The organism is Terriglobus sp. 2YAB30_2, from assembly GCF_052114765.1.
GTDB lineage: Bacteria > Acidobacteriota > Terriglobia > Terriglobales > Acidobacteriaceae > Terriglobus.
In genome coordinates this window covers 1-21,218 of sequence record NZ_JBFRFJ010000006.1, presented here as the reverse complement: position 1 = coordinate 21,218, position 21,218 = coordinate 1, and the positions used below count along the sequence as shown (strand labels likewise).

Genomic DNA, 21,218 nt, shown 5'->3' with positions numbered 1-21,218 from the left:
GAAGAGCGTCCTACACAACAACCGGGAAAAACCGGTGTCTGAACAGGCTGAGGGCGGTCCTCCCCGTCCTTTTTGAACAAGGAGCGTATGTACATGCTGATGAGCACTGAGTTTACCGGCCGGCGCATGGCGCGGATCGTAGGTTTATTTGCCTTGGCGGCTGGTTCATTGGTTGCGAAGGCGCAAAGTGCGAGCGAACCGAAGCTGGATCTTACTCCGACTCTCCCTTCGCTCAATGAGTACCTGTACGACACGACGCCGTCAGCGTCTTACAGTTCGTCGGTCGTGGCTTCGGTAGAACCGGAGATGAACTTCTCCAGCGAGATGCAGCCACCTCCACGCCGCCAGTATGGCCGTCCGCGCTATAACGACCGGAATCATAATCCTGACGGATCGAACCGGTACACCTTTATGGTGGGCGGAGGTTTCGTTTCGCCTGTCGGCTCCACAAGCAACTATCAGACGCTCGGCTGGAAGGTTGCTGTAGGCGGCGGAGTGAACTTCAACAAGTACTTCGGCGTGCTGCTGCAGTACGATTATGACCGGATGAATATCCCGAGCTACATCCTGCGGAAGATGATCTCAGATTATTCGTCAATCGGCTTCGATGCCAGCGGCCTGGACGGCAATACGCATCTCTGGTCGATTACGCTGAACCCGATTATTACCTTCATGCAGGATGAGTCTTCCAGCGCTTACGTCACTGGCGGTGGAGGCTTCTACCGGAAGGTAACGAACTTTACTCTGCCTCAGGTGGGCTATTACTGCGACTACTTCTACGGTTGCTATGCGGTTTCATCCAACCAGACCTTCGATCACTATTCGAATAATGCTGGTGGTGTGAATATCGGCCTGGGCTTCACGCACAAACTGTCTCACTACAGCAACCAGAAGCTGTTTGCCGAGGCGCGCTATACATGGGTGGACAACCAGCCCAATAGCAACATCTATTACACCCCGAACAACTACCGTACGAGCTACATTCCGGTAACGTTCGGCTTGCGCTGGTAAAGCATTGTCACTTACAAAAAATCCGTGAGCAAAGGCTCACGGCTTTTTTGCTTTAGGTGAGATTTGTAGCGTGTGAAACATTCAAGAAAGTTCGCGTTCGGTGGGAGCCGTCGACTTTAGAGCCTTTCTCCTGTTGCTGGGTAGCCCGGAAGGGGAGTGCAGCGGCGTTTTCATTGCGGAAAACGCCCATAGATACGGAATCCCTACACTACACCTACAGGAGAAATGCTTTTAGCCCACGGTATTTCGCCCATTCATGAGAGCGTTCACGTCACCGGGCTGAAGAAGCCGCTGCTCCCACTCAATTGGAAACGATGGATGTCTCGGGGCGAAGCGGAATCACCAGAGTAGAGGGTGGGAGTGAACAAGACGGAAGCTCGTGTGATCCGCTGATTCACAACACTAGAGAGCCATGCAGAGAGCCGTGCCGCCGGCGACGCCGAGGGCTGCGAGCAATGTCTGACCGACCCTTGAACGATTCAGTTGCCCTGTGTTGGTGAAGACGATGTAGCTGACCGTCAGAAGCAGAATTCCCGCAGGCAGAAAGGTCTGGTAGCCCTTGTTGACTGGAGACAGGACGGTGGCAACATATCCCCCGGCGAAGCCGCATACCGCCCAGAGGAGCGCATGCAATGTCGTATAGGCGCTGGTGAAACGGCCTTTCTGCATCACGAAGGTCGGCATCACCGACGTGATGACGAACGTCACGACGAGATAGGCGAGAATAACGGCAAAGTATCCAGCCAGTACCGCAACAGCCATGAAAAGTATGGACTTAGTCATCGTTCTCGATCCTATCGCATTCCTGCTTCTACGCTGTTTGGTTCGACAGGGAGGTTCGTAATGAGGTTTACCAGTTTGCCGTCCGCATCGACGTAGTAGGTATCTTCGATGCGAATTCCGATCTTTTCTTCGGGGATATAGATACCCGGTTCGATGGTAAAGACATTTCCCTTGTCGAGCGGTTTGGCAGGGTCATAGGGATCATGTACGTTGATGCCGACGTGATGGCCCAGTCCATGCAGGAAGTATTTGCCGAGAGGCTCGCCGTGCAGGTCCTTGCCATGGGTGTTGATGTAGTCGTAGGCGATCTTGTCGAGGGTGTCGGTGACTTCAGGGCCGCGCTGATTGACGTTGCCAAGACGCATCTTGCCGGCGATGAAGGCTGCTGCTGCGGCGCGGTGGGCTCCCAGCACAATCTCATAGAGTTCCCGCTGCCGCGGTGTGAACTTGCCTCCAATGGGCATGGTGCGGGTGATATCGGAGGCGTACATAGAGTACTCGCAGGCGGCGTCGATGACAACGACATCGCCTTTTTCCATAGTGGCTTCATTGGAGGAGTAGTGCAGCGTCGTGGAGTTGATGCCGCTGCCGACGATGGGAGCGTAGGAAGGGCGTTCGCATCCGCTCTCCAGCATCTTCGCAAGCTCCAGGCCGGCGATGGTGCGTTCGCGCACACCGGGCTTGATGGCTTTCATGCCGGCTTTTTGTGCTGCGGCAGAAGCTACGGCAGCTTTGCGCAGCAGATCGATCTCGGCATCAGACTTAACCATGCGCTGCGGAATAAGCAGCGGCCGTACCTCTTTTGCCGACAGTCCCGAGTTGCCGAGCGTAGCCCCTGTGAACTCCACTGCGGCATGGGCGGAAGACATATCGGTCTGGGTGAACAGACTGGAGGCACGGCGGCGATCTTCAGCGAGAAAGCTACCCAGGACCTGGGGCAGCGAGGACATGGACAGGACCTCGGCGAAGCCAGTCTTTTCGGTGACATCCTTCGTCGCGGCGTCCATCTTGATGCCGGTGTACTTTTCGGTCACGAGGTTACGGGCCGGCAGGAAGAGCACTTCGCGATAGCTGTGCTCGGGAATCTGTGTTCCGAGCCGGTCGACGGAACCCGGCCCCGCACTGATGATGAGGAGGGCCGCACCGGGCTCGTTCCAGCCGGAGAGGTAGTAGAAGTCCTCATCCTGCCGGTACGGCATAAAGTCCAGTTGCGGTTCTTCGGCGGCGAAGAGCAGAGTCGCGCCGCCCTTCAGCTTCTCGGCGAGAGCGATGCGGCGCTGACGATACTCGGACTGGGGAACGGCGTCCAGAGCGTGAGCGACAGTGGCGGCAAGCAGAAGGAACAGGGCAGCAAGATGCGGCTTACGCATAGGTCTAATAATCCATGAAGATTGAAGCGTCAGTGAGCGAGGTGGTACATCAACGTGCGTGAAAACAGCGATAGAGAGAAATCCTGCTAGAGCATTTTTCCTGTAGGTGTAGTGTAGGGCTTCTACATCTATGGGCGTTTTCCGCAATGAAAACGCCGCTGCTCGCCCCTTCCGGGATACCTAGTAACAGGAAAAATGCTCTAAATGCCCACTGGATACGGCTTTTCGTGTATTTCTGTGCTGCTGCCGGCTGCCAGCCTGTCGAAACGCCCTTGAAGCAGGCTGAGCAGACCCGTGTACCAGTAACCCAGAACGAAGAGCAGGAGGAAGGGCACGGTGAAGTAGTTTTCGCTTTCGAAGGCGTACCAGACGGTGAAGGCGAAGTAGCATCCGAGCGCCAGCTCGATCCACGGAATAATGCCGAGGCGCTTGCGGTACTTCTGTGCCTTGTTCTTCTCGCCCTTCTTCTGGACGCGGTACTTCGGGGTGCGGGCAAAGGCCGACTTCATGCCGAAGAGAGCTTCCATCACTGCCTTGGTGTTGGTGATGGTGAGGCCGACGCCGAGCGCCATCAGGAAGGGCAGATAGAGGAAGGTGCGGTACCAGGTCTTGGGGAAGAGTTCCTTCTGGCTGACCAGATAGAAGCTGGAGATCGAGAAGGTGCTGGCCATGAACAGGGGGAAGTCGATGAGCAGCATCTGAATATAGCCCTGCCAGCTACGGATGATCATGGCGGGCATCAGCAGCGTGGAAAGGATGATCATCAGCGGATAGCTGATGTTGGCCGTCAGGTGATACCAGGCTTCCAGCTTGGTGTGGAAGGGCGCGTCTGACTTGAGAACGCGCGGAAGAATCTTCTTGCCGGTCTGGATGAGGCCTTTGGCCCAGCGTGCCTGCTGCGTCTTGAAGGCAGTCATCTCAATGGGGAGCTCGGCGGGGCACTCAACATCCTGCAGGTACTTGAAGTGCCAGCCCTTCAACTGGGCGCGGTAGCTGAGGTCGGTGTCTTCCGTGAGTGTGTCGTGCTGCCAGCCACCGGCCTCGTCGATGGCGGTACGGCGCCACATGCCGGCGGTGCCGTTGAAGTTGAAGAACACGTTGGCGCGATGGCGGCCGCCGTGCTCCAGAACGAAGTGACCGTCGAGCAGAATGGCTTCCACCTGGGTGAGGAAGCTGTAGTTGCGGTTCAGGTGGGTCCAGCGGGTCTGCACCATGCCGACATTGGGTTCGGCGAAGTGGTGGATCACCTTCATCAACCAGTCGCTCGGGGGAACGAAGTCGGCGTCGAAGATCGCGATCAGTTCGCCCTTGGCAGTCTTCAGGCCGGCATCGAGTGCACCGGCCTTGAAGCCATAGCGATTCTCGCGGTGATGGAAGCCGATGGGCTGCGGTGGCATCCCTGGGAACCCCTCGGCATAGCGGCGGACAATCTGCTCGGCGACCTCTTTGGTCTCGTCGGTGGAGTCGTCCAGAAGCTGGATCTCGAAGCGGTCGCGAGGGTAATCCAGCTTGCAGCAAGCGTCGATCAGGCGGTCAATGACGTATTGCTCATTGAAAGTGGGGAGCTGGATGGTGACGAAAGGGAGCTCGTCTTCGGGGAACCGCGATGGGGGCTCGCTCGATTTAGCAGCGTTCTTACGGTGCTTGTAATAGAGATAAACGAGCTGATAGCGGTGGATGCCATAGAAGGCGAGGATCACCATGACGATGAAGTAGGGCACAAGGAGCCAGGTATCGAAGGTGTTCCAGCGATAAAGGGTGCCGTACTGACGAAAGGTGTTGTCCAGGTAGTGAGACCGGACGTAGTGGCCGAGGCCTTTAGGGGCCAGGAGCAGGCTCGCAATCAGGTTGAGATAGGCGATCAAGGGTCTGAAAACTCGAAGAAAACTATTGTTTTGATCTTACTTGAGGGCGGGCAGAGATGTCCGTAGTGAGATTGTTAGGATTTGACGCATGCCCTGGGTTGAGAAGAAGAGCATGCGGCAGGCGATCCAGCTGATTTTGGGGGATTGTGTCGGTGATAGCCGGCATGAAGGTGGGTGCAGATTAGAGCATTTTCCCTGTTGCCGGGTATCCCGAAAATGGCGTGCCGCGGCGTTTTCATTGCGGAAAACGCCCCATTGATGCTGAATCCCTACATTACACCTACAGGAAAAATGCTCTAGTTCAGAAACATGGTCTGGTAGAGAGTGTCGCGCTGAACCGGGCGGAAACCGGCGTCGCGGATGATGCGGCGAAGTTCCTCTTCGGTGGTGCAGTTGGCCGTTCCAGCGGCCTTCACTACATTTTCTTCCAGCATGACGGAACCGACGTCATTTCCACCAAAGCGCAGGCCCATCTGCAGGACCTTCAGGCCCTGTGTGACCCAGCTCGACTGCACATTTTCGATGTTATCCAGGAACATGCGGCTGATGGCGAGCGTCTTCAGGTATTCGACCGAGGTGGCTTCGTCCCAACCCCGGCCGCCGAGAGCGGTGTTCTTCGGCTGGAAGCTCCAGGGGATGAAGGCGGTGAATCCACCGGTCTCTTCCTGCAGGCGGCGCACGACCTCAAAGTGGTTCACACGCTGTTCAAAGGTCTCGCCGACACCGAACATCATGGTGGCGGTGGTGCGCATGCCGAGCTCATGGGCAGTACGGTGGACGCTGACCCAGTCCTCAGTCCTGCACTTCAGGCGGGCGATGCGGTGGCGCACCTCATCGTCGAGAATCTCAGCGCCGCCGCCGGGGATGGACTGCAGGCCGGCATCGCGCAGCCGCATGATGGTGTCGCGCAGAGATAGCTCAGAGTATTCGGCGATGGCCAGAATTTCGCTGGCGGAGAGACAGTGGAGCCAGATCTGGGGAAAGCGCTCCTTGATGCCGCGGAACAGTGACTCAAACCATTCGATCTTCAGGTCGGGGTGAATGCCGCCCTGCATCAGTACACCGGTGCCGCCCATCTCCACGGTTTCTGCGATCTTCTGGTAGATGGTCTCGAAGTCGAGGATGTAGCCCTCGCTGGCGAGTTTGCCCTTCAGGGGCCGGTAGAAGGCGCAGAAGGTGCAATATTCCGTGCAGAAGTTGGTGTAGTTGATATTGCGGTCGATGATGTAGCTCACGATGCCGTGAGGATGCAGCTTGCGGCGTACGGCGTCGGCTTCCATCCCGATGCCGATCAGATCGTCCGAGCGGAAGCATTCCAGGGCTTGTTCGCGAGTGATTCCCATATCTCGTTAAGGATAGAGCATTTTTCCTGTAGGTGTAGTCAAGAGCCTCTGCATCGATGGGCGTTTTCCGCAATGAAAACGCCGCTGCGCGCCATTTTCGGGATGCCCAGCAACAGGAAAAATGCTCTAACGCAGCGGTGGGCAGAGCGCGGGTCTGTTGGACGGGGCTGCCAAGCCAGATTTTTGCCGAATGATAACCGAACGCCCGCTGGCGCGTCTCAGCAGGAGCCTGCTAGGCTTTTCCCGCGGAAAAAGGAGACCTCGTAATGAAGTGTACCCAGATTGCAGTCATGTTGATGGTGCTCGGCGGTGTTGCCGTGGCACAGGGCCCGCCACAGGACGCGAACCGTAAAGTAGAGCATGGTGGTATCTTCGTGCCCGGATGGAAGGGCGTGGTCGATGATCTCTCCGCAAAGCGCGGCGAGACGATTGAAAACTCACGGCTGGCGATGGACGGCAAGAACCTGCATGTGACGACCGGACCGGCGACGACCTACTGGAACGTGTCCGATATGGCCAAGGGCGATTACACCGTCTCGGCGACCTTCCGGGAGCCGCACTACATGAACCTGAACGACCATCCCCATCCCTACGGCATCGTGATCGGCGCCAATGACATGGGGACGGAGAACCAGAGCTTCCTCTATTGCGCGGCCTATGGCAGTGGAAAGTTCATCGTGCGCGGCATGGGGCCGGGACCGTTCCAGATGAACGGACGCACCGGACAGGAGAATGAGGCTGTTCACAAGGCTGCCGCTAAGGACGCCGAGGTAGTGCAGCAGATCTCCATGCAGGTCAAAGGCGACACTGTGAGCTGCAGCATCAACGGCACGCAGGTCTGGTCGGCGAGCAAGACCGATGTAATGGCCTCCGGCAAGCTGAAGTCGACGGACGGATCCTATGGCATCCGCTCGGCACACAACACCGAAGTAGAAGTCATCGATCTGAAACTGTCGAAGTAAGCGGTGGTATTGCACACAAACACCCGGCATTGTGCCGGGTGTTTGTTTTTGAACGCGTATCGACAATTCGCGTGAAGAACGCGGAAGAAAGCAGATTTCTCCGCTGCTCTTCACCCCAGGCGGCAACGCCGGCCTGGGGCTCCGTGCGCTCCGAAACGACAAAACAAAAACTGCAATGCAGTGCCGCACAGAAGACCTGTGATGTAGATCACAGCTTGGGATGAATGCCGGACGGGAAGATGTCTCTTGAGGAGGGCATCTCTCTATGGTCCCGGTATGCAGAAACACAGTAGCGTCATGGGCTATGCATCCGTGCAGCGGTCACTGCCCGGGTTACGGTTCTCGTGAGGGATGTCCTCCATTGATTGTGATTGCCGTCCAGCAGCAGACAGCAAAGCCTTCCGTGGAGGGGAGCAGACAATGAGCACCGCGGTCGTGAGCCCGGATATTGTGCAGGAGCAAGAGGCTCGCTCACAGCGAGTCAACTATTTGAATGCAACTCATGGACTGAAGAGCTGGCTACTCACAAGCGACCATAAGCGCATCGCCTTGTTGTACCTGATGGGTGTCAGTTTCTTCTTCCTGGTGGGCGGCCTTCTGGCGATGGCCCTTCGCATGGAGCTGCTGACGCCGGACGCCGACATGATGGCCATGGATACCTACAACAAGGTGTTCACCATGCATGGCGTGGTGATGGTGTTTTTTGTTCTGATTCCGGCGGTTCCTGCCGTGATCGGCAACTTCGTTCTGCCAATGATGCTGGGAGCACGCGATCTGGCGTTTCCGAAGATCAATTTGCTGAGCTGGTATCTCTACGTGATTGCGGGCCTGCTGCTGGTAGTCACGGTAGTGAACGGCGGCGTGGATACGGGATGGACCTTCACCGCTCCGCTCAGTACACGCTTCGTCAATACGAACGTCATCACCGCTGGACTCGCAGCGTTTGTGGCTGGGTTTTCATCCATCCTGACCGGGCTGAACTTCATCGTCACCATTCACCGCATGCGTGCGCCGGGGTTGACGTGGTTTCGCTTGCCGTTGTTCGTTTGGGCGAACTATGCGGCGGCGATCATCATGATCCTCGGCACACCGGTGGTGAGCGTGACCATCGTGATGGTGGCGGTGGAGCGCATCTTTCACTTCGGCTTCTTCGATCCAACGTTGGGTGGTGATCCGCTGCTCTTTCAGCACCTGTTCTGGTTCTACTCGCATCCGGCCGTGTACGTGATGTTGCTGCCGTCGATGGGCGTGATCAGCGAGATCATCGCATGCTTCAGCCGTAAGCGCATCTTTGGATATACCGCAGTAGCCTTCAGTTCTGTATCGATCGCGGTCTTCGGCTTCTTCGTGTGGGAGCACCACATGTTCATCATGGGCGTGAGCCAGTATTCGGCGATGGTCTTCAGCCTGCTGACCATGCTGGTGGCGGTGCCTTCAGCGATCAAGACCTTCAACTGGGCGACAACACTCTATAAGGGATCGATCGATTTCTCGGCGCCGATGATCTACGCCCTTGGATTTATCGGGTTGTTTGTCATTGGTGGATGCACGGGAATCTTCCTCGGCAATCTGGGCACGGATATCCATCTGACCGAGACGTACTTCGTCGTAGCGCACTTCCACTTCGTGATGGTCGGCGCCGTCATTATGGGGTATCTCGGCGGGCTGCATTTCTGGTGGCCGAAGATTACGGGCCGCATGTACCCGGAGATGCCGGCCAAAGTGGCGGCAGCGCTGGTCTTTATCGGCTTCTTCTTTACCTTCGGACCGCAGTTCATCCTTGGTCACCTGGGTATGCCGCGCCGCTACGCGATGTATCCGGCGGAGTGGCAGGTGCTGAATGTGATGTCGACCGCGGGCGCCACGGTGATGGGCGCGGGTTACATGCTGGCGGCGGTGTATCTGATCTGGAGCATGAAGTGGGGTAGAGTGGCCGGCGACAATCCATGGCGCGCGTATGGCCTGGAGTGGCAGACGCACTCTCCTCCGCTAACGGAGAACTTCCTTGAGACCCCGATTGTCACCACGGAGGCATACGACTACGCCTGGATGGACGGGCTGAAGAACGAGACAGAGAACGTTTAGAGCATTTTCCCCATTGTCGGGTATCCCGGAAGGGGCGTGCAGTGGCGTTTTTGTTGCGGAAAACGCTCATAGGAGGCGGAAGCCCTACATTGCACCCACACCCACAGGGAAATGCTCCAGGTTTGCGGCAGCGGCTGGGCCAATTGATTGCAGGGCCCGGCCGCTCTTTTTTATTCGGTAAGTGCAGCGAGTCGATCAGGCCGTGGAATCTCAAGAAACGCACCGCGTCGATGAATAAGGCCTTCGCGTTCGAAGCGGGCCAGCAGGCGAGAGGTAGTTTCGCGCGTAATTCCAGCCATCGAACCCAGCTCTTCGTGTGTGAGTGTCATAGCAAAACGTGCCGGAGCGCTAAGGTCGCGGGGGTGCGCCCATTCAATCAGCGTATTTGCGAGACGTGCCGCGGCCGAGCCTGAGAGAGCAAGGCGGCGTGCCGAGATAAGCGCCTGTTGATACTCTGCTGCCGCTTCATTGGCGCAGTTCTGGCTTACCTGTGCGTGACTGTGCATGAACTCCAGGAACGCTGCCTGCGGAATGCGCTTCAAGCGGCAGGGCTCAAGACTTTCGGCCGAGGCTTCATACGGAACATTGCGCAGCACCGCAGCAAGGCCGATCACGTCGCCGGCACCGGCAATGCGGAGTAGAAGCGAGTGGCCGCTCTCAGAGGAGACAACAACCTTCAGACGGCCGGCGCACACGACGTACAGATTGCGCGGCTTGCTCTCTTCTTCGACGACGACGGTGCGAGGTTCGACGTCAATCTGTTGGCCGAGCGTATCCAGCCTTTCCAGGGCATCGGGGTCCAGAGCGCAGAAGCTATTGGGATGGCGGACGGCGCAATCCTTACAGCCTTTCTGGAGCCGATTGATGACAGGCATACAGCTTCTATTCTTTCATGACGCAAAGCGGCCCGCACTTTAGCGGGCCGCTTTGTTGGATGTACTGCGAGATTTACAGCGCTTTGCAGTCGAGGACAAAGCGATACTTCACGTCGGCCTTGACGACGCGAGTCCATGCTTCGGACAGCTTGGTGAAGCTGGTCATCTCGATGTCGGAAACGATGTTGTGCTGGCCGCAGAAGTCCAGCATCTCCTGGGTCTCCTTGATGCCGCCGATCATGGAACCGGTGACATGCTTGCGGCCAAGCACGCTGAAGGCCTGGATGGACAGAGGTGTTTCCGGAACGCCGACCGTGCAGTAGACACCATCACGCTTCAGCAGGCTGAGATACGGGTTCACATCATGCGGAGCAGCGACGCAGTCCAGGATGAAGTCGAAGCTGTGGATGTGGTTCTTGGTCCACTCGGCTTCCTTGGTCAGGATGACCTCATCGGCGCCCAGCTTCTTCGCGTCTTCGATCTTGGAGGGGGAAGTCGTGAACTGCACGGTCTTCGCCCCGAAGGCATGCGAGAACTTCAGGCCCATGTGGCCCAGGCCGCCCAGACCGATGATGCCAACCTTCTTTCCAGGGCCAGCGCCGAAGTGCTTCAGCGGAGAGTAGGTGGTGATACCGGCGCAGAGCAGAGGAGCCGCGGCGGCGAGGTCGAGGTTGCCGGGGACCTTCAGCACGAAGGCCTCGTCAGCGACGATGTGATTGGCATATCCGCCGAAGGTGAGGTTGCCCTGCTTGTCCTTGGAGTTGTAGGTGAAGACAGTGGCGAAATTCTCACAATACTGTTCTTCTCCGGCTTTGCAGGAGGGACAGGTGCGGCAGGAGTCGACCATACAGCCGATGGCGGCGGAGTCGCCTACCTTGAACTTAGTGACAGCGGAGCCGACCGCGGCGACCTTGCCGACGATCTCGTGGCCGGGAACCATGGGAAACATGGCATTGCCCCACTCATTGCGCGCCTGGTGGATATCGGAGTGGCAGATGCCGCAGAAGAGGATGTCGAGCAGGACATCGTTGGGACCGGGATCGCGATGCTCAAAGTTCCACGGAGTCGGGTCAGTGGTCGCATTGTGCGCGGCGTAGCCTTTGGTGGCAATCATGATGGTTCTTGTCTCCTTACGAGTGGTTCGGTTGGAAATTAGATCATGGCGACGCGGAGTGGGTGTTGCACCTGCGTGCCCAGGTTGGACCGCAGGCGAAGCGCTTCCTCCGCAGGGGAAACTCCGAAGAGCCGTTTGAACTCCCGGGAAAACTGAGATGGGCTTTCGTAGCCGACGCGCGTTGCCGCAGCCGACGGTCCGATACCTTCCTGGATCATCATGAGCCTCGCCTTATGCAGCCGCGTTGTTTTCAGGTATTGCAACGGCGAAGTGGAGGTCATGTTCTTGAAGTGGTGGTGGAAGGCAGAGAGACTCATGCCGGCATCGCAGGCAAGGGTAGGGATATCGAGCTGCCGGTCGTATTCGGTGTGAATGCGATGCATGGCTCGGTAGACCTGGCTGATGTTGCCCTGCATCGCCAGCAGATCGCGCAGAACCTGTCCGCGCGGGCCGGTAAGGACACGATAGGTGATCTCGCGCATGATCTGCGGGCCGAGGATCATGCGGTCATTGGGATTCTCATAGGCTTCCAAAAGGCGCAGTGCTGCCTCGGCAAGCGCTTCCGGCAGGGGTGTGGCATCGATGGTCCTGGGCTGTAGGCTGGATTGCGCCGGGGCAGGAGGTAGCTTGAGGACGAGGTCGGCGAGGACCGCCATGTCGAGCAGGATGGAAACGCCGCGTAGCGGCGCATGGGGCTCGCAGAAGGTCTCGCACTCGAAAGGCAGCGGTGCGGCGAGGACCAGGTAGTTTTCGGTGTCGTAGACAAAGCTTCGGCTGCCGACGTAGCCACGCTTGCTGCCGCTGGTGACCATCACGATGGAGGGCTCATAGAGCACCGAACTGCGAGGGATGTTTTTATGACACCGGACGGTGCGCAGGCCTGGGAGATCGGTCGGCCGAATGCCTTCCCCGCTATCGATGCGGTCGAGGACGCGGTTGATCCAGGCGTGAATGGAGGCCAGGCTGCTCACGAAGAAAAGTCTAGCGAAGCCGAGATACGAGAGACATCATTTCTGCGCAAATCTGCAGAAATAGGCAAGCCTTCCGCAGAAATGTCTACGGAAGGCTCGAGAGAGTGGAGATTCAGGCCGATTTTACTCGTTGTAGTGCAGCAGCGAGTAGACGTCGTAGTCCGGGAACTTGGCGCGGCCTTTGAGGAAGTCGAGCTCGACAGCGAAGCCCAGGCCGACAACGATGCCGCCAAGCTGGCGAACAAGCTGGTTGGTGGCTTCCATGGTGCCTCCGGTGGCGAGCAGGTCATCGACGATGACGACCTTCTGCCCGGGCTGGACGGCGTCCAGGTGGATTTCGAGCGAGTCGGAGCCGTATTCGAGGTCGTAGGTGACCTTGGCGGTGGCGGCAGGCAGCTTGCGCGGCTTACGGACTGGTACGAAACCTGCGTTCAGGCGATAGGCGAGCGCCGGTCCGAAGATGAAGCCGCGGGCTTCGATGCCGAGCACCAGATCGACATCCTTGTCGATGTAATAGGCGGCAAAGGCATCGATCATCTGCGCGAAGCCGGCCTTGTCCTTCAACAGGGTGGTGATGTCGTAGAACAGAATGCCGGGCTTGGGGAAATCAGGGACAGTCCGCACGAGGGACTTGAGTGGTTCACAGTTAATGGGTGTCGCCATGAGGAAATTTTAGAGGATAGTTGAATGGTGGAATAGTTGAATGGTTGAATCGTGCGGTGTGCCGGGCCAGCGTGTGTAATCGATCCCTTTGAGCACCATTCAACTATTCAACCGCCTTACCAAGCCCCTTCAATCTGGAACGGCCCAAGCTTGCCGGCTTCGCTGTCGTCGAGATCGTGGATCTGGAGACGATCGACGCGTGAGCCGCGCGAGCCTTTGCGGAGGTGGTCTTCAAGCTCTTTAAGTCTGTCTTCAGAGCCGGCGGCGACGCATTCCACTTTACCGCTGGGGAGATTGCGGACCCAGCCATTGAGATGCAGTTCCGCGGCCTCGCGGTGGACGAACCAGCGAAAGCCAACACCCTGTACACGACCGGAGATGAGGTAGTGACGCACCATGACTCTGGTCAGTGTAGAGCAAGTAGATAATTGGAATGTGGCTTTGAATTACAGCGTTGTGGCACAGAGTGTGGAGGAGATGCGCGATACCGGCAACTCTCCGTCGGTAAGCATGTGGGAGTACCTGCAGGCGACGGGGCAGGAAGACCTGCTGGGGACGATCAGCATCTACGGCGAGAGCGGAAAGACACGTGAGCAGGCGCGGACCTATTACATGAATTCTGAGGCGCTTCGGATATGGCAGGCAATGGGCAAAGCGCCGACAATCGTGGGAGAGATGCACCGTCCAGCGAGGACAGCAGCGATTGTGTTTGGAGTGCCTTACAGCCAGTAGAGCATTTTCCCTGTGGGTGTAGTCCAGAGCATCCGCATCTATGGGCGTTTCCGCAATGAAAACGCCGCTGCACTCCCCTTCCGGGATACCCAGCAACAGGGTAAATGCTCTAAAGAGAAAAGGCTCGCCGGGTGGCGAGCCTTTTTTAGAAAGTAATCGCGGACCTAGGCGCGTGACATGTAGGCGCCTTCGGAGGTGTCGATGCGGATCTTTTCACCTTCATTGATGAAGGGAGGAACCTGCACCACCAGACCGGTCTCGGTCTTGGCGGGCTTGGTCACGGACGAAGCAGTCGCGGACTTGATGCCGGGCTCGGTCTCGATGACGGTCATCTCCACAACCTGAGGAAGCTCGATACCTACGGCCTTGCCGTCGTAGAAGCTGACGGAGATGCCGATGTTCGGGAGCAGGTAGTCCACGGCCTCGCCAAGGATCTCACGGGACAGGGTGGTCTGCTCATAGGTAGCCGTGTCCATGAAGATGTAGTCATCACCGTCGTTGTACAGGTACTCCATCGCGATTTCATCGACGACGACGCGGTCGATGGCGTCGCCCGAGCGGAAGCGGTGCTCGAACATGGCTCCGGAGGAGAGGTTGCGCAGCTTGGCCTGAATGAAGGCGCGCAGGTTGCCGGGGGTACGGTGCTCCACTGAGAAGACCATGTGGAGCTTGTCGTTGTGCTTGATGATCATGCCCGGGCGCATCTGGGTGGCGGGAATCGCCATGGTGTATCTCCTGAACTGTTCTGATGGTTTTCCGGGCGCAAAGGGCCGGATATGGCAGGGCGTGACGCGCTGCTTTTAGAACCTGCTTCGATTGTAGCTCAGGGCCGAGGATCGAGCCCGAGAGCATTTTCCCTGTGGGTGTTGTGTAGGGCGTACGCATCCTATGGGCGTTTCCGCAATGAAAACGCCGCTGAACGCCCTTCTGGGATACCCAGCAACAGGGAAAACGCTTTAATCCAGGGCCAGGGGAGCGAACCCGGCAAACATCTGGGTGGCCTCGGGGAGCTGGTTGAGGGGGACGATCTCGCAGGCGGCAAAGTAGCGGTCCCACAGGGCTTTGACCTTCGGGTTGTTGTGAGCCTTCTCGATGCCGCCCTCCTCCCACTCGAAGACTTCGACGATGGTGCCATCGGCGGCGCGGCAGGCAATGAACTCACGGCTAGTGGCCAGGCCCTCTGTACGCAGCAGCGGCAGGTGTTCGCGGGTGAGCTGCAGCAGATCGGCTTCCTTGCCGGGTCTGGGGCGGTAGGCGACGATGACAATGCTGCGACCCTGGACTGCATTCATGCCAGACAGCGTAGCACGAGTGGAAAGGGCCGTTTCCTCTAGAGCAACGTGTCGCTGGAGATGCGGGCGATACCAGCCTGCTGCATCTCCTCGTTGACCCGGACGACAGAGCCGTTGAGGTCAATGGCGCGGCAGGCATCCTCGATGACACAAACGGTAAAGCCGAGGGATACGGCGTCCATGGCGGAGAAGAGGACGCAGTAGTCATAGGCCAGGCCGCAGAAGAAAAGACGCTGGATGCCACGCTCTTTGAGAGCGCCGCCGAGGCCGGTCGGCGTGGAGTGGTCGTTGTCCAGAAAGGCAGAGTAGGAGTCGATGCGCGGGTTGTAGCCTTTGCGGACGATCAGCTCAGCGTGTGTGGTATCGAGCAACGGATGGAAGTCCGCGCCGGCGCTTCCCTGAAGGCAATGATCGGGCCAGAGGACCTGGGGACCGTAAGCAACCTGAATGGTCTCGAAGGTCTGAGCGCCGGGATGGGAGGTCGCAAATGAGATATGCCCGACAGGGTGCCAGTCCTGGGTAAGAACGACGTGGGCAAAACACCGTTGCAGGCGATTGATCAACGGAACGATCTCATCGCCTTGTTGAACCGCAAGCGCGCCGCCGGGGCAAAAATCATTCTGCAGATCGATGATGACGAGGGCGTCAGTTGAGGATAGCGCGAAGGCCATACAGTTATTCGTACACTATGACTATGCCAGCACCTACAGCCGAAGCACGTATCAGGGTCCGCTATGCCGAGACCGACCAGATGGGCGTGGTGTACCACGCGAACTATGTTGTCTGGTTTGAAGTTGGCAGGGTGGAGCTTCTGCGCTCCATCGGTTTGCCGTACAAGCAGCTCGAAGCAGAGGGCATCCTGATCGCTGTGGCGGAGGTAAACGCGCGCTACAAGCGTCCGGCGAGATATGACGACGAGATCGCGGTCCGTACGACGGTCAAGCAGGTACGCGGATCGATCATCCGTATCGGCTACCAGGTCGTCCGTGTCGTGGATGAGGAACTGCTCTGCGAGGGCGAGACGGTGCACGTGGTAATCGACCGCGAATTCAAGCGGGCGAGTCTGCCGGAGGCGTATGCGGCACGGATGGCGGGGGAAGTAGAGCACAACGATTGCCCTGCGACCTTATAGGTAGAGAAGCAGATTTCTCAGCTCCCTTTGGTCGACCACTCCAGCCAGCACGCTGGCCGAGCAGCCAGGTCGCTGCGAAATGACAAACAAAAAACAAAGCCCGGCCGAAGCCGGGCTTTGTTTGATCTTTGTTTTGATCTGCGGGAAGACCTACTTGCTCTGGTGGCCCCAGCGATAGACGAGACCGGCGTTGAAACCCACGTTGTGCTGCAGGGTCGAGCCGAAGGTCGTGATCTGGTAAGTCGGGGCGATGCGGAAAGCCAGGTTCTGGTAGAAGCTATAGTCCACGCTTCCGCCCAGAGCGAAGGCTCCGGCGTTGCCGGTCTTCCACAGGCCCAATGCAGGTGCGGGAACGCCCTTGGAGCCGCCGTCGAAGTTGCCCATCGCCATACCGCCAAGCACGTTGACGTTCGCGCTCAGACGTTCCTTGCGATAGAAGCGGTACTGTGGTCCGCCCATGAAGGTGTAGTGCGTGATGAGCGGATCCCAGATGTTATAGGGGTTATTGCCTGTCTTGGCATTGCCATAGTGGCCGCGGACATCACCGACGACCGCCCAGCGCGGGTTCAGGTAGTAGTTCCCAGCAACCTGCCAACTGATCTCGTTGTTGCGCTGCAGGAAGTCACCCGAGCGGAAGCGCAGGTAGCCGACGCCGCCGAAAACCTCGTACTTGTGGGAGTAGGTATCCTCAATCATTTTGGCGATACGCGCCTGGCGATTGGCGTTCATGCGCCGCTGCCGGCGGTCCTGTTGTGCCTCGCCGTGAAAAGCCGTTCCCACCAGCGCGGCCAAGGCCAGCGCGCACACGATCCGCTTCAAACCGAACATCAAACGATACCCCTGCAGCCTTCTTGCTCTGTTAGTTTCAAACCAGGTGGGCCGGCATTTGCGGCACACCCTTTTATTAGAACATCCCCGACGCAGAATTCATGGCCAAACGATCAAGCAAAGGTTCATCCGGCTCCGGCAAGTTGCTGCTTGGCGCACTGCTGGGCGGTGGACTTGTGGCCGGCGCAGGCTACCTGTACCTCCATCCAAAGGCGCTGCACGGTGTCCGGAATTCGGTTGGGATTCACGGAGATTATCCTGACGCCGCTGGGTCAGGGGAGGAAGGTCAGGGCGACGAAAAGGCAAGCAGGCCGTCAGTGTCGAAGCCACAGGACAAGTCGCGTCCACAGGCGGTAACACCTGCTCCCTCCGAGGTGGCGCCGCCGAATCCGGCTGCCGTTGCCGCCGGGCAGCCTCCGTTTGCCGCCAGCGAGGATGTCTTTGAGGCTGCGGCTCCGATCTACCGGAAGCAATGTGCTGCCTGCCATGGAACGCCCAGCGGAAAGCCACGAACTGGCGAAGCTCCGCAGTTCTGGGTAACGGGTGCATCCGGCGTTGGCCCCAAAGCGCCGTCGGCGATTTACACGATGATTGCCAAGGGAAGTCCTAAGGCCGGCGGTCATGCCTTTGCGGGCAAACTGAGCAGCCAGCAGATCTGGCAACTCACGTTGTTATTGAAGGAGGCGGGCAGCGATCTGCCCGATCCGGTTCGAAATCTGATGGGAGACTAAAAACAAAAAAAGCCCGCATCTCGACGATGCGGGCTTTTGATTTTCCTTCCGCTTACGGCAGTGTATAGGCCACGCCGGTGATGAACTGGAAGGTGTTCTTTTTGAAGCCGGGCGACGGGTTGTTCAGAAAAGCGTCGCTGGCGGCGATACTCATGCTGAGTTTTTTGAAGACCGGCATCGCCAAACCGGTACTGAAGTTTGCCGAATAAGCCTTGGGCTCGTTGAAGGCCGGCAGGAGCTGTAGGGTCTGAGTGAAGATCATGGAACGCGGTAGGGTTCGCTTGTAGGCTTCGCCAATGCTCGCGCCAATAAGGTTTTGATTACTGGCAGGATCCTCAAACTCCTGCTTCTCGTAGTGAAGATCACCTTTGATGTCGAGCTGCTGCTTTGCGTCGAGCACGGGTGTCCAACCAACCCCGGCGCCGTAGATCTGCTGCAGGTCGAGGCCGGAGGAGAAGTTGTGGTCGAAGGCTGTGGTGCCCAGGTAATAGAACCTCTTCGAGACGTACTGATCGCGTTCGAGGTCGGTGTGGAAGATGCTGGTCTTAACCACGGAGTCCGGTGAAGCCGGCGTGGTCTGTGGAATGAGCGGCGTGGTGAGCTTTCCGTAGGTCTCTGAGAGACTGAAGATGGTGCGATTTCGTGTTGGTAAATAAGGCACAGTGGGGATAGTGCGGACCAGCTTCACCCCCGCGGAAAAGGTGCCACCGTGCTGGGTGCTCTGAACAAAGGAGGCGCCACCGGTGACGGTGCCTGCCCATCCATAGAGAGGGCCCGCCTTCTTTTCGAGTTCGCGGTCGTAGACGCTCTGGTCGATGATGTAGGCCACGTTGCTGACAGGAAGCGTCTCAGTCTGTCCCATGGGATGCAGCAAGGTGACGGTGCTGTCGTCCATGGTGACCATGCCGGTCTGGGTATTGGTACGGGTCGCAGGGGTGTCTTTCTTGAGGACGGCGAAGCTGCCGCTGGAGCGGAGTTCCTTGATCTTGCTCAAGGGGATGGTGACTTCGCCAACGATATCGCTTTTGAAGAGGATGGAATTGCCGACGCCGCGCACCAGGGTTCCGCTCAACTGGTCGCCGTTCTTGAAGACGATGACGTCGGGGTTTGATTTTTCGGCGTTCGGCTTATCTTCCGCCGGCATGATGGCTGGGGCCAGAATCAGGAGCAGCGCCAATCCGCGCGCACGTTTGAACAGGGACATGAACTCGCGATTTCCTCTCAACAAAAATAGGTTTCGTTCGGTTTTGTCTCGGGTTACGGGACCCTCATCCCATAGCCACATCAACGGGCATTCTCATAAGATGATGTCATCTTTCCTTTACGCAGACGAGGCACGTGCCATGAAGTCTCTTATCGATATGATCGTTCGCATTCTTTCCCTCGTAGGTATCTCGAACCCCGAGGACTCGCGAAAGCGCCGGGAGGCCAACGGGCCTAGCTGGCGTGACAAGCTGCCTGAAGACGGGAAAAAATAACCCATGCTGCCTGCGCTACCGCATGCTCCGATCCGCAGCTCTACGATCTCGACCGTCATTGAGTATCTGGCGCTAGGGGTTGGCGCGTTCGCAGGAGCGTTGGCGGTGCGGCGCGATCAGCGCTACCACTATGACTGGATAGGCGTGCTGGGCCTGGGAATGATCTCCGGTGTGGGTGGCGGTGTAACCCGTGACATCATCCTGCAGCAGGGCGTACCGCTCTCGTTTGAACACCCGTCTTATCTCACCTGCGCCCTGGGTGGTGCGAGCCTGGCGCTGTTCTTCGGTTCCGTGGTGGGAGCGCGGGTGCAGCGGTTCATTTTTTTTATCGATGCGGTCTCGCTTGGGCTGTTTGCCGTCGCCGGGGCGACCCGGGCTCAAGATGCAGGCCTGGCGTTTTTACCGTGCCTGTTGCTGGGAATTACCACCGCCGTCGGCGGGGGAGCCCTGCGCGATGTCTTCAGTGGCCGGACCCCGGCCGTCTTTGAGAAGGGTGAGCCGTACGCTCTGGCTGCAACCGCTGCTGCTGCGACTTATCTGATGGCCGAACGGCTGGGGTTCTCCCCGGAGACCAGCTCGACCCTGGGATCTGCAACGGGTTTCCTGCTGCGCCTGTTATCGAATTTCTTCGCCTGGCGAACTCCCTCCATGCGCCTGAACCGTAAGGGGCAGGGCGTGTCATCCAGTTCCTGACTGACCAGCAATTAATTGGCATGCTCCATGCTGGCTGCTGAAAGGCGCCGCTGGTGCCTTTCGGTTTTTCCTTCAAGCCCGCAAGAAAACATCTGCTTGCCAAACGTTGTATGGCGGGCATAGTATCCGTTTCGCAATCGGTTCAGTCCGCCATAGTGGTCGAACCAGCTGCCAAACGTCGTTGAGCTTTACCGCACTATATACGTCGATAACGGCCCAAGGGATGTATTTGATTCCTAAGGCTTTATGCGGAGATAATATGTCTTGGTATGCATACTGTATCGCTGAACGTCAGGCGTTTCCGGAGCTTTCACGTCATCGTCGTCCGATGCCCCTGGAGAACGTAAAGGGCCTCTTTGGAAATCAGGTATTCCTCTTTCCGGCGAGCGACCTCGCTGTTCTGGTATCTGAGCACTCTGAGGAAGATGCAGCACGCATCGATCAGCAGTGCCAGAAGGATCACGCTCGCGTGATCGCCGACTGTTTTAAACAGACGACGCTTCTGCCATTTCGTTTCAACACTACGTTTACGGATGACGACGCGCTGCGGCGGTCGATTCGTTCCAACCATCGCCACTTTGTCGCCAACCTGGAGCGCTTCCAGGGCAAGGCGGAGATGCATTTGAAGGTCCTGGTCGACGATATCGAGGGTGCCTCCAAGATGCAGACCTGCTGTGCCGGCAAAGAGTATCTGGCTGGTCTGCGTGAGCAGGCTGGTCGCCAGCGTGAGCGTCAGGCTCGTGCCCGAGCCCTGTCGGTGCAACTGAATCGTATGTTCCTGCCGCTGGCGGAGGAGATCTCCTGCAAGCGTCTGGACTCCGGCAAGCTGCTGATTGACATCGCTCACCTGATCGATCGCAAGTGTGTGGAGCGTTACCAGAACAAGTACGTTCAGGCGCAGCAGACAATGAAGGATTGCCAGTTCCAGCTTTCCGGTCCCTGGCCGCCGTATCACTTCGTGCATCGTCCTCAGACGGGGCATCAGACCCACCAGCCGGCGGTTCCGGCCCAGGTGGTTGCTGCCGCGGTACGTGTGCCGGTGGCTGCTGTCAGCGCATAACTTCCGAAAGAACTCCGCACAAAAGCCCCGCCTTCGGCGGGGCTTTTGTTGTTCAGTCTGAGTGTTCCAGTATCTTCCCGGCTGGGTGCCTGTGATGTTTCAAGAGGTTGTTGTCCATCCGTTTGTATCTGGAGATTCTGTTTGTGACGAGCAAATAGAAGTTTCCGGAGGAACGGATGGACTATCACTATCATGCCCGATTGACGGTGCATGGTCGAAGAGCGATGTGT

The 21,218-nt window shown here is 58.0% G+C and carries 23 protein-coding genes; 9 read left to right on the top strand and 14 right to left on the bottom strand.

Features of this window, described 5'->3' with window-relative positions; translation table 11 throughout:
• Positions 1-99 precede the first annotated feature (99 nt).
• The gene (locus AB4Y89_RS10905) at positions 100-1,011 is read left to right on the top strand and encodes a hypothetical protein (RefSeq protein WP_442300956.1); all 912 of its coding nucleotides are present in this window, start codon (positions 100-102) and stop codon (positions 1,009-1,011) included.
• A 402-nt stretch (positions 1,012-1,413) separates the two neighbouring features.
• Here AB4Y89_RS10905 and AB4Y89_RS10900 read toward each other — a convergent pair whose 3' ends face one another.
• The 4 genes from AB4Y89_RS10900 to mqnC form a co-directional block, all read right to left on the bottom strand.
• Positions 1,414-1,794: a hypothetical protein gene (locus AB4Y89_RS10900; protein WP_442300955.1), complete on the bottom strand. Its 381-nt coding sequence runs from the start codon at positions 1,792-1,794 to the stop codon at positions 1,414-1,416.
• An 11-nt stretch (positions 1,795-1,805) separates the two neighbouring features.
• A complete protein-coding gene (locus AB4Y89_RS10895; RefSeq protein WP_442300954.1) occupies positions 1,806-3,164 on the bottom strand; it encodes an aminopeptidase P N-terminal domain-containing protein in 1,359 nt (452 codons plus the stop codon).
• A gap of 200 nt (positions 3,165-3,364) precedes the next feature.
• Entirely contained in the window at positions 3,365-4,867 is a 1,503-nt protein-coding gene (locus tag AB4Y89_RS10890; RefSeq protein ID WP_442301165.1) for a cellulose synthase family protein, read from the bottom strand.
• A gap of 458 nt (positions 4,868-5,325) precedes the next feature.
• Complete coding sequence (gene mqnC / locus AB4Y89_RS10885; protein ID WP_147646999.1) at positions 5,326-6,372, bottom strand: cyclic dehypoxanthinyl futalosine synthase; 1,047 nt, start codon at positions 6,370-6,372, stop codon at positions 5,326-5,328.
• Between the two features lie 266 nt (positions 6,373-6,638).
• Here mqnC and AB4Y89_RS10880 point away from each other — a divergent pair, with 266 nt between their 5' ends.
• Positions 6,639-7,334 (top strand): hypothetical protein, encoded by a 696-nt coding sequence (locus tag AB4Y89_RS10880; RefSeq protein WP_442300953.1) that lies wholly within the window; start codon positions 6,639-6,641, stop codon positions 7,332-7,334.
• 420 nt (positions 7,335-7,754) lie between these two features.
• A complete protein-coding gene (locus AB4Y89_RS10875; RefSeq protein WP_442300952.1) occupies positions 7,755-9,419 on the top strand; it encodes a cytochrome c oxidase subunit I in 1,665 nt (554 codons plus the stop codon).
• 170 nt (positions 9,420-9,589) lie between these two features.
• Here the strand turns inward: AB4Y89_RS10875 and AB4Y89_RS10870 are convergent, their stop codons facing one another.
• From AB4Y89_RS10870 to AB4Y89_RS10850, 5 genes are all read right to left on the bottom strand, one after another.
• The gene (locus AB4Y89_RS10870) at positions 9,590-10,294 is read right to left on the bottom strand and encodes a Crp/Fnr family transcriptional regulator (RefSeq protein WP_442300951.1); all 705 of its coding nucleotides are present in this window, start codon (positions 10,292-10,294) and stop codon (positions 9,590-9,592) included.
• A 73-nt stretch (positions 10,295-10,367) separates the two neighbouring features.
• Positions 10,368-11,408 carry an NAD(P)-dependent alcohol dehydrogenase gene (locus AB4Y89_RS10865; protein WP_442300950.1) on the bottom strand — a complete coding sequence of 347 codons (1,041 nt, stop codon included), beginning with the start codon at positions 11,406-11,408 and terminating at the stop codon, positions 10,368-10,370.
• 38 nt (positions 11,409-11,446) lie between these two features.
• Positions 11,447-12,379 carry an AraC family transcriptional regulator gene (locus AB4Y89_RS10860; RefSeq protein WP_442300949.1) on the bottom strand — a complete coding sequence of 311 codons (933 nt, stop codon included), beginning with the start codon at positions 12,377-12,379 and terminating at the stop codon, positions 11,447-11,449.
• Between the two features lie 123 nt (positions 12,380-12,502).
• Entirely contained in the window at positions 12,503-13,042 is a 540-nt protein-coding gene (locus AB4Y89_RS10855) for an adenine phosphoribosyltransferase (RefSeq protein ID WP_442300948.1), read from the bottom strand.
• Positions 13,043-13,158: 116 nt separating this feature from the next.
• Entirely contained in the window at positions 13,159-13,440 is a 282-nt protein-coding gene (locus AB4Y89_RS10850) for an acylphosphatase (RefSeq protein ID WP_442300947.1), read from the bottom strand.
• Between the two features lie 37 nt (positions 13,441-13,477).
• Here AB4Y89_RS10850 and AB4Y89_RS10845 point away from each other — a divergent pair, with 37 nt between their 5' ends.
• Positions 13,478-13,774, top strand: a complete 297-nt coding sequence (locus AB4Y89_RS10845; protein WP_442301164.1) for a hypothetical protein — start codon at positions 13,478-13,480, stop codon at positions 13,772-13,774.
• Positions 13,775-13,938: 164 nt separating this feature from the next.
• Here the strand turns inward: AB4Y89_RS10845 and efp are convergent, their stop codons facing one another.
• From efp to pncA, 3 genes are all read right to left on the bottom strand, one after another.
• Positions 13,939-14,499, bottom strand: a complete 561-nt coding sequence (gene efp / locus AB4Y89_RS10840) for an elongation factor P (protein ID WP_442300946.1) — start codon at positions 14,497-14,499, stop codon at positions 13,939-13,941.
• Between the two features lie 231 nt (positions 14,500-14,730).
• Complete coding sequence (locus AB4Y89_RS10835; protein ID WP_442300945.1) at positions 14,731-15,066, bottom strand: hypothetical protein; 336 nt, start codon at positions 15,064-15,066, stop codon at positions 14,731-14,733.
• 38 nt (positions 15,067-15,104) lie between these two features.
• Positions 15,105-15,737 carry a bifunctional nicotinamidase/pyrazinamidase gene (gene pncA, locus AB4Y89_RS10830; protein ID WP_442300944.1) on the bottom strand — a complete coding sequence of 211 codons (633 nt, stop codon included), beginning with the start codon at positions 15,735-15,737 and terminating at the stop codon, positions 15,105-15,107.
• Between the two features lie 23 nt (positions 15,738-15,760).
• On the opposite strand from pncA, the gene AB4Y89_RS10825 reads away from it, so the two are divergent.
• On the top strand, positions 15,761-16,198 hold the full coding sequence (locus AB4Y89_RS10825; protein ID WP_442300943.1) for an acyl-CoA thioesterase: 438 nt from the start codon (positions 15,761-15,763) through the stop codon (positions 16,196-16,198).
• 150 nt (positions 16,199-16,348) lie between these two features.
• On the opposite strand, the gene AB4Y89_RS10820 is transcribed toward AB4Y89_RS10825, so the two are convergent.
• The gene (locus AB4Y89_RS10820) at positions 16,349-17,026 is read right to left on the bottom strand and encodes a hypothetical protein (RefSeq protein ID WP_442300942.1); all 678 of its coding nucleotides are present in this window, start codon (positions 17,024-17,026) and stop codon (positions 16,349-16,351) included.
• 101 nt (positions 17,027-17,127) lie between these two features.
• Between AB4Y89_RS10820 and AB4Y89_RS10815 the strand changes: the two genes are divergently transcribed.
• Positions 17,128-17,757 carry a c-type cytochrome gene (locus AB4Y89_RS10815; protein WP_442300941.1) on the top strand — a complete coding sequence of 210 codons (630 nt, stop codon included), beginning with the start codon at positions 17,128-17,130 and terminating at the stop codon, positions 17,755-17,757.
• Positions 17,758-17,809: 52 nt separating this feature from the next.
• Here the strand turns inward: AB4Y89_RS10815 and AB4Y89_RS10810 are convergent, their stop codons facing one another.
• Positions 17,810-18,961: a DUF481 domain-containing protein gene (locus AB4Y89_RS10810; protein ID WP_442300940.1), complete on the bottom strand. Its 1,152-nt coding sequence runs from the start codon at positions 18,959-18,961 to the stop codon at positions 17,810-17,812.
• Between the two features lie 139 nt (positions 18,962-19,100).
• Between AB4Y89_RS10810 and AB4Y89_RS10805 the strand changes: the two genes are divergently transcribed.
• From AB4Y89_RS10805 to AB4Y89_RS10795, 3 genes are all read left to right on the top strand, one after another.
• Entirely contained in the window at positions 19,101-19,235 is a 135-nt protein-coding gene (locus tag AB4Y89_RS10805; RefSeq protein ID WP_263419549.1) for a hypothetical protein, read from the top strand.
• 3 nt (positions 19,236-19,238) lie between these two features.
• Positions 19,239-19,928, top strand: coding sequence for a trimeric intracellular cation channel family protein (locus AB4Y89_RS10800; RefSeq protein ID WP_442300939.1), 690 nt, complete (start codon positions 19,239-19,241; stop codon positions 19,926-19,928).
• Positions 19,929-20,187: 259 nt separating this feature from the next.
• Positions 20,188-20,988 (top strand): GvpL/GvpF family gas vesicle protein, encoded by an 801-nt coding sequence (locus AB4Y89_RS10795; RefSeq protein WP_442300938.1) that lies wholly within the window; start codon positions 20,188-20,190, stop codon positions 20,986-20,988.
• Positions 20,989-21,218: the final 230 nt, after the last annotated feature.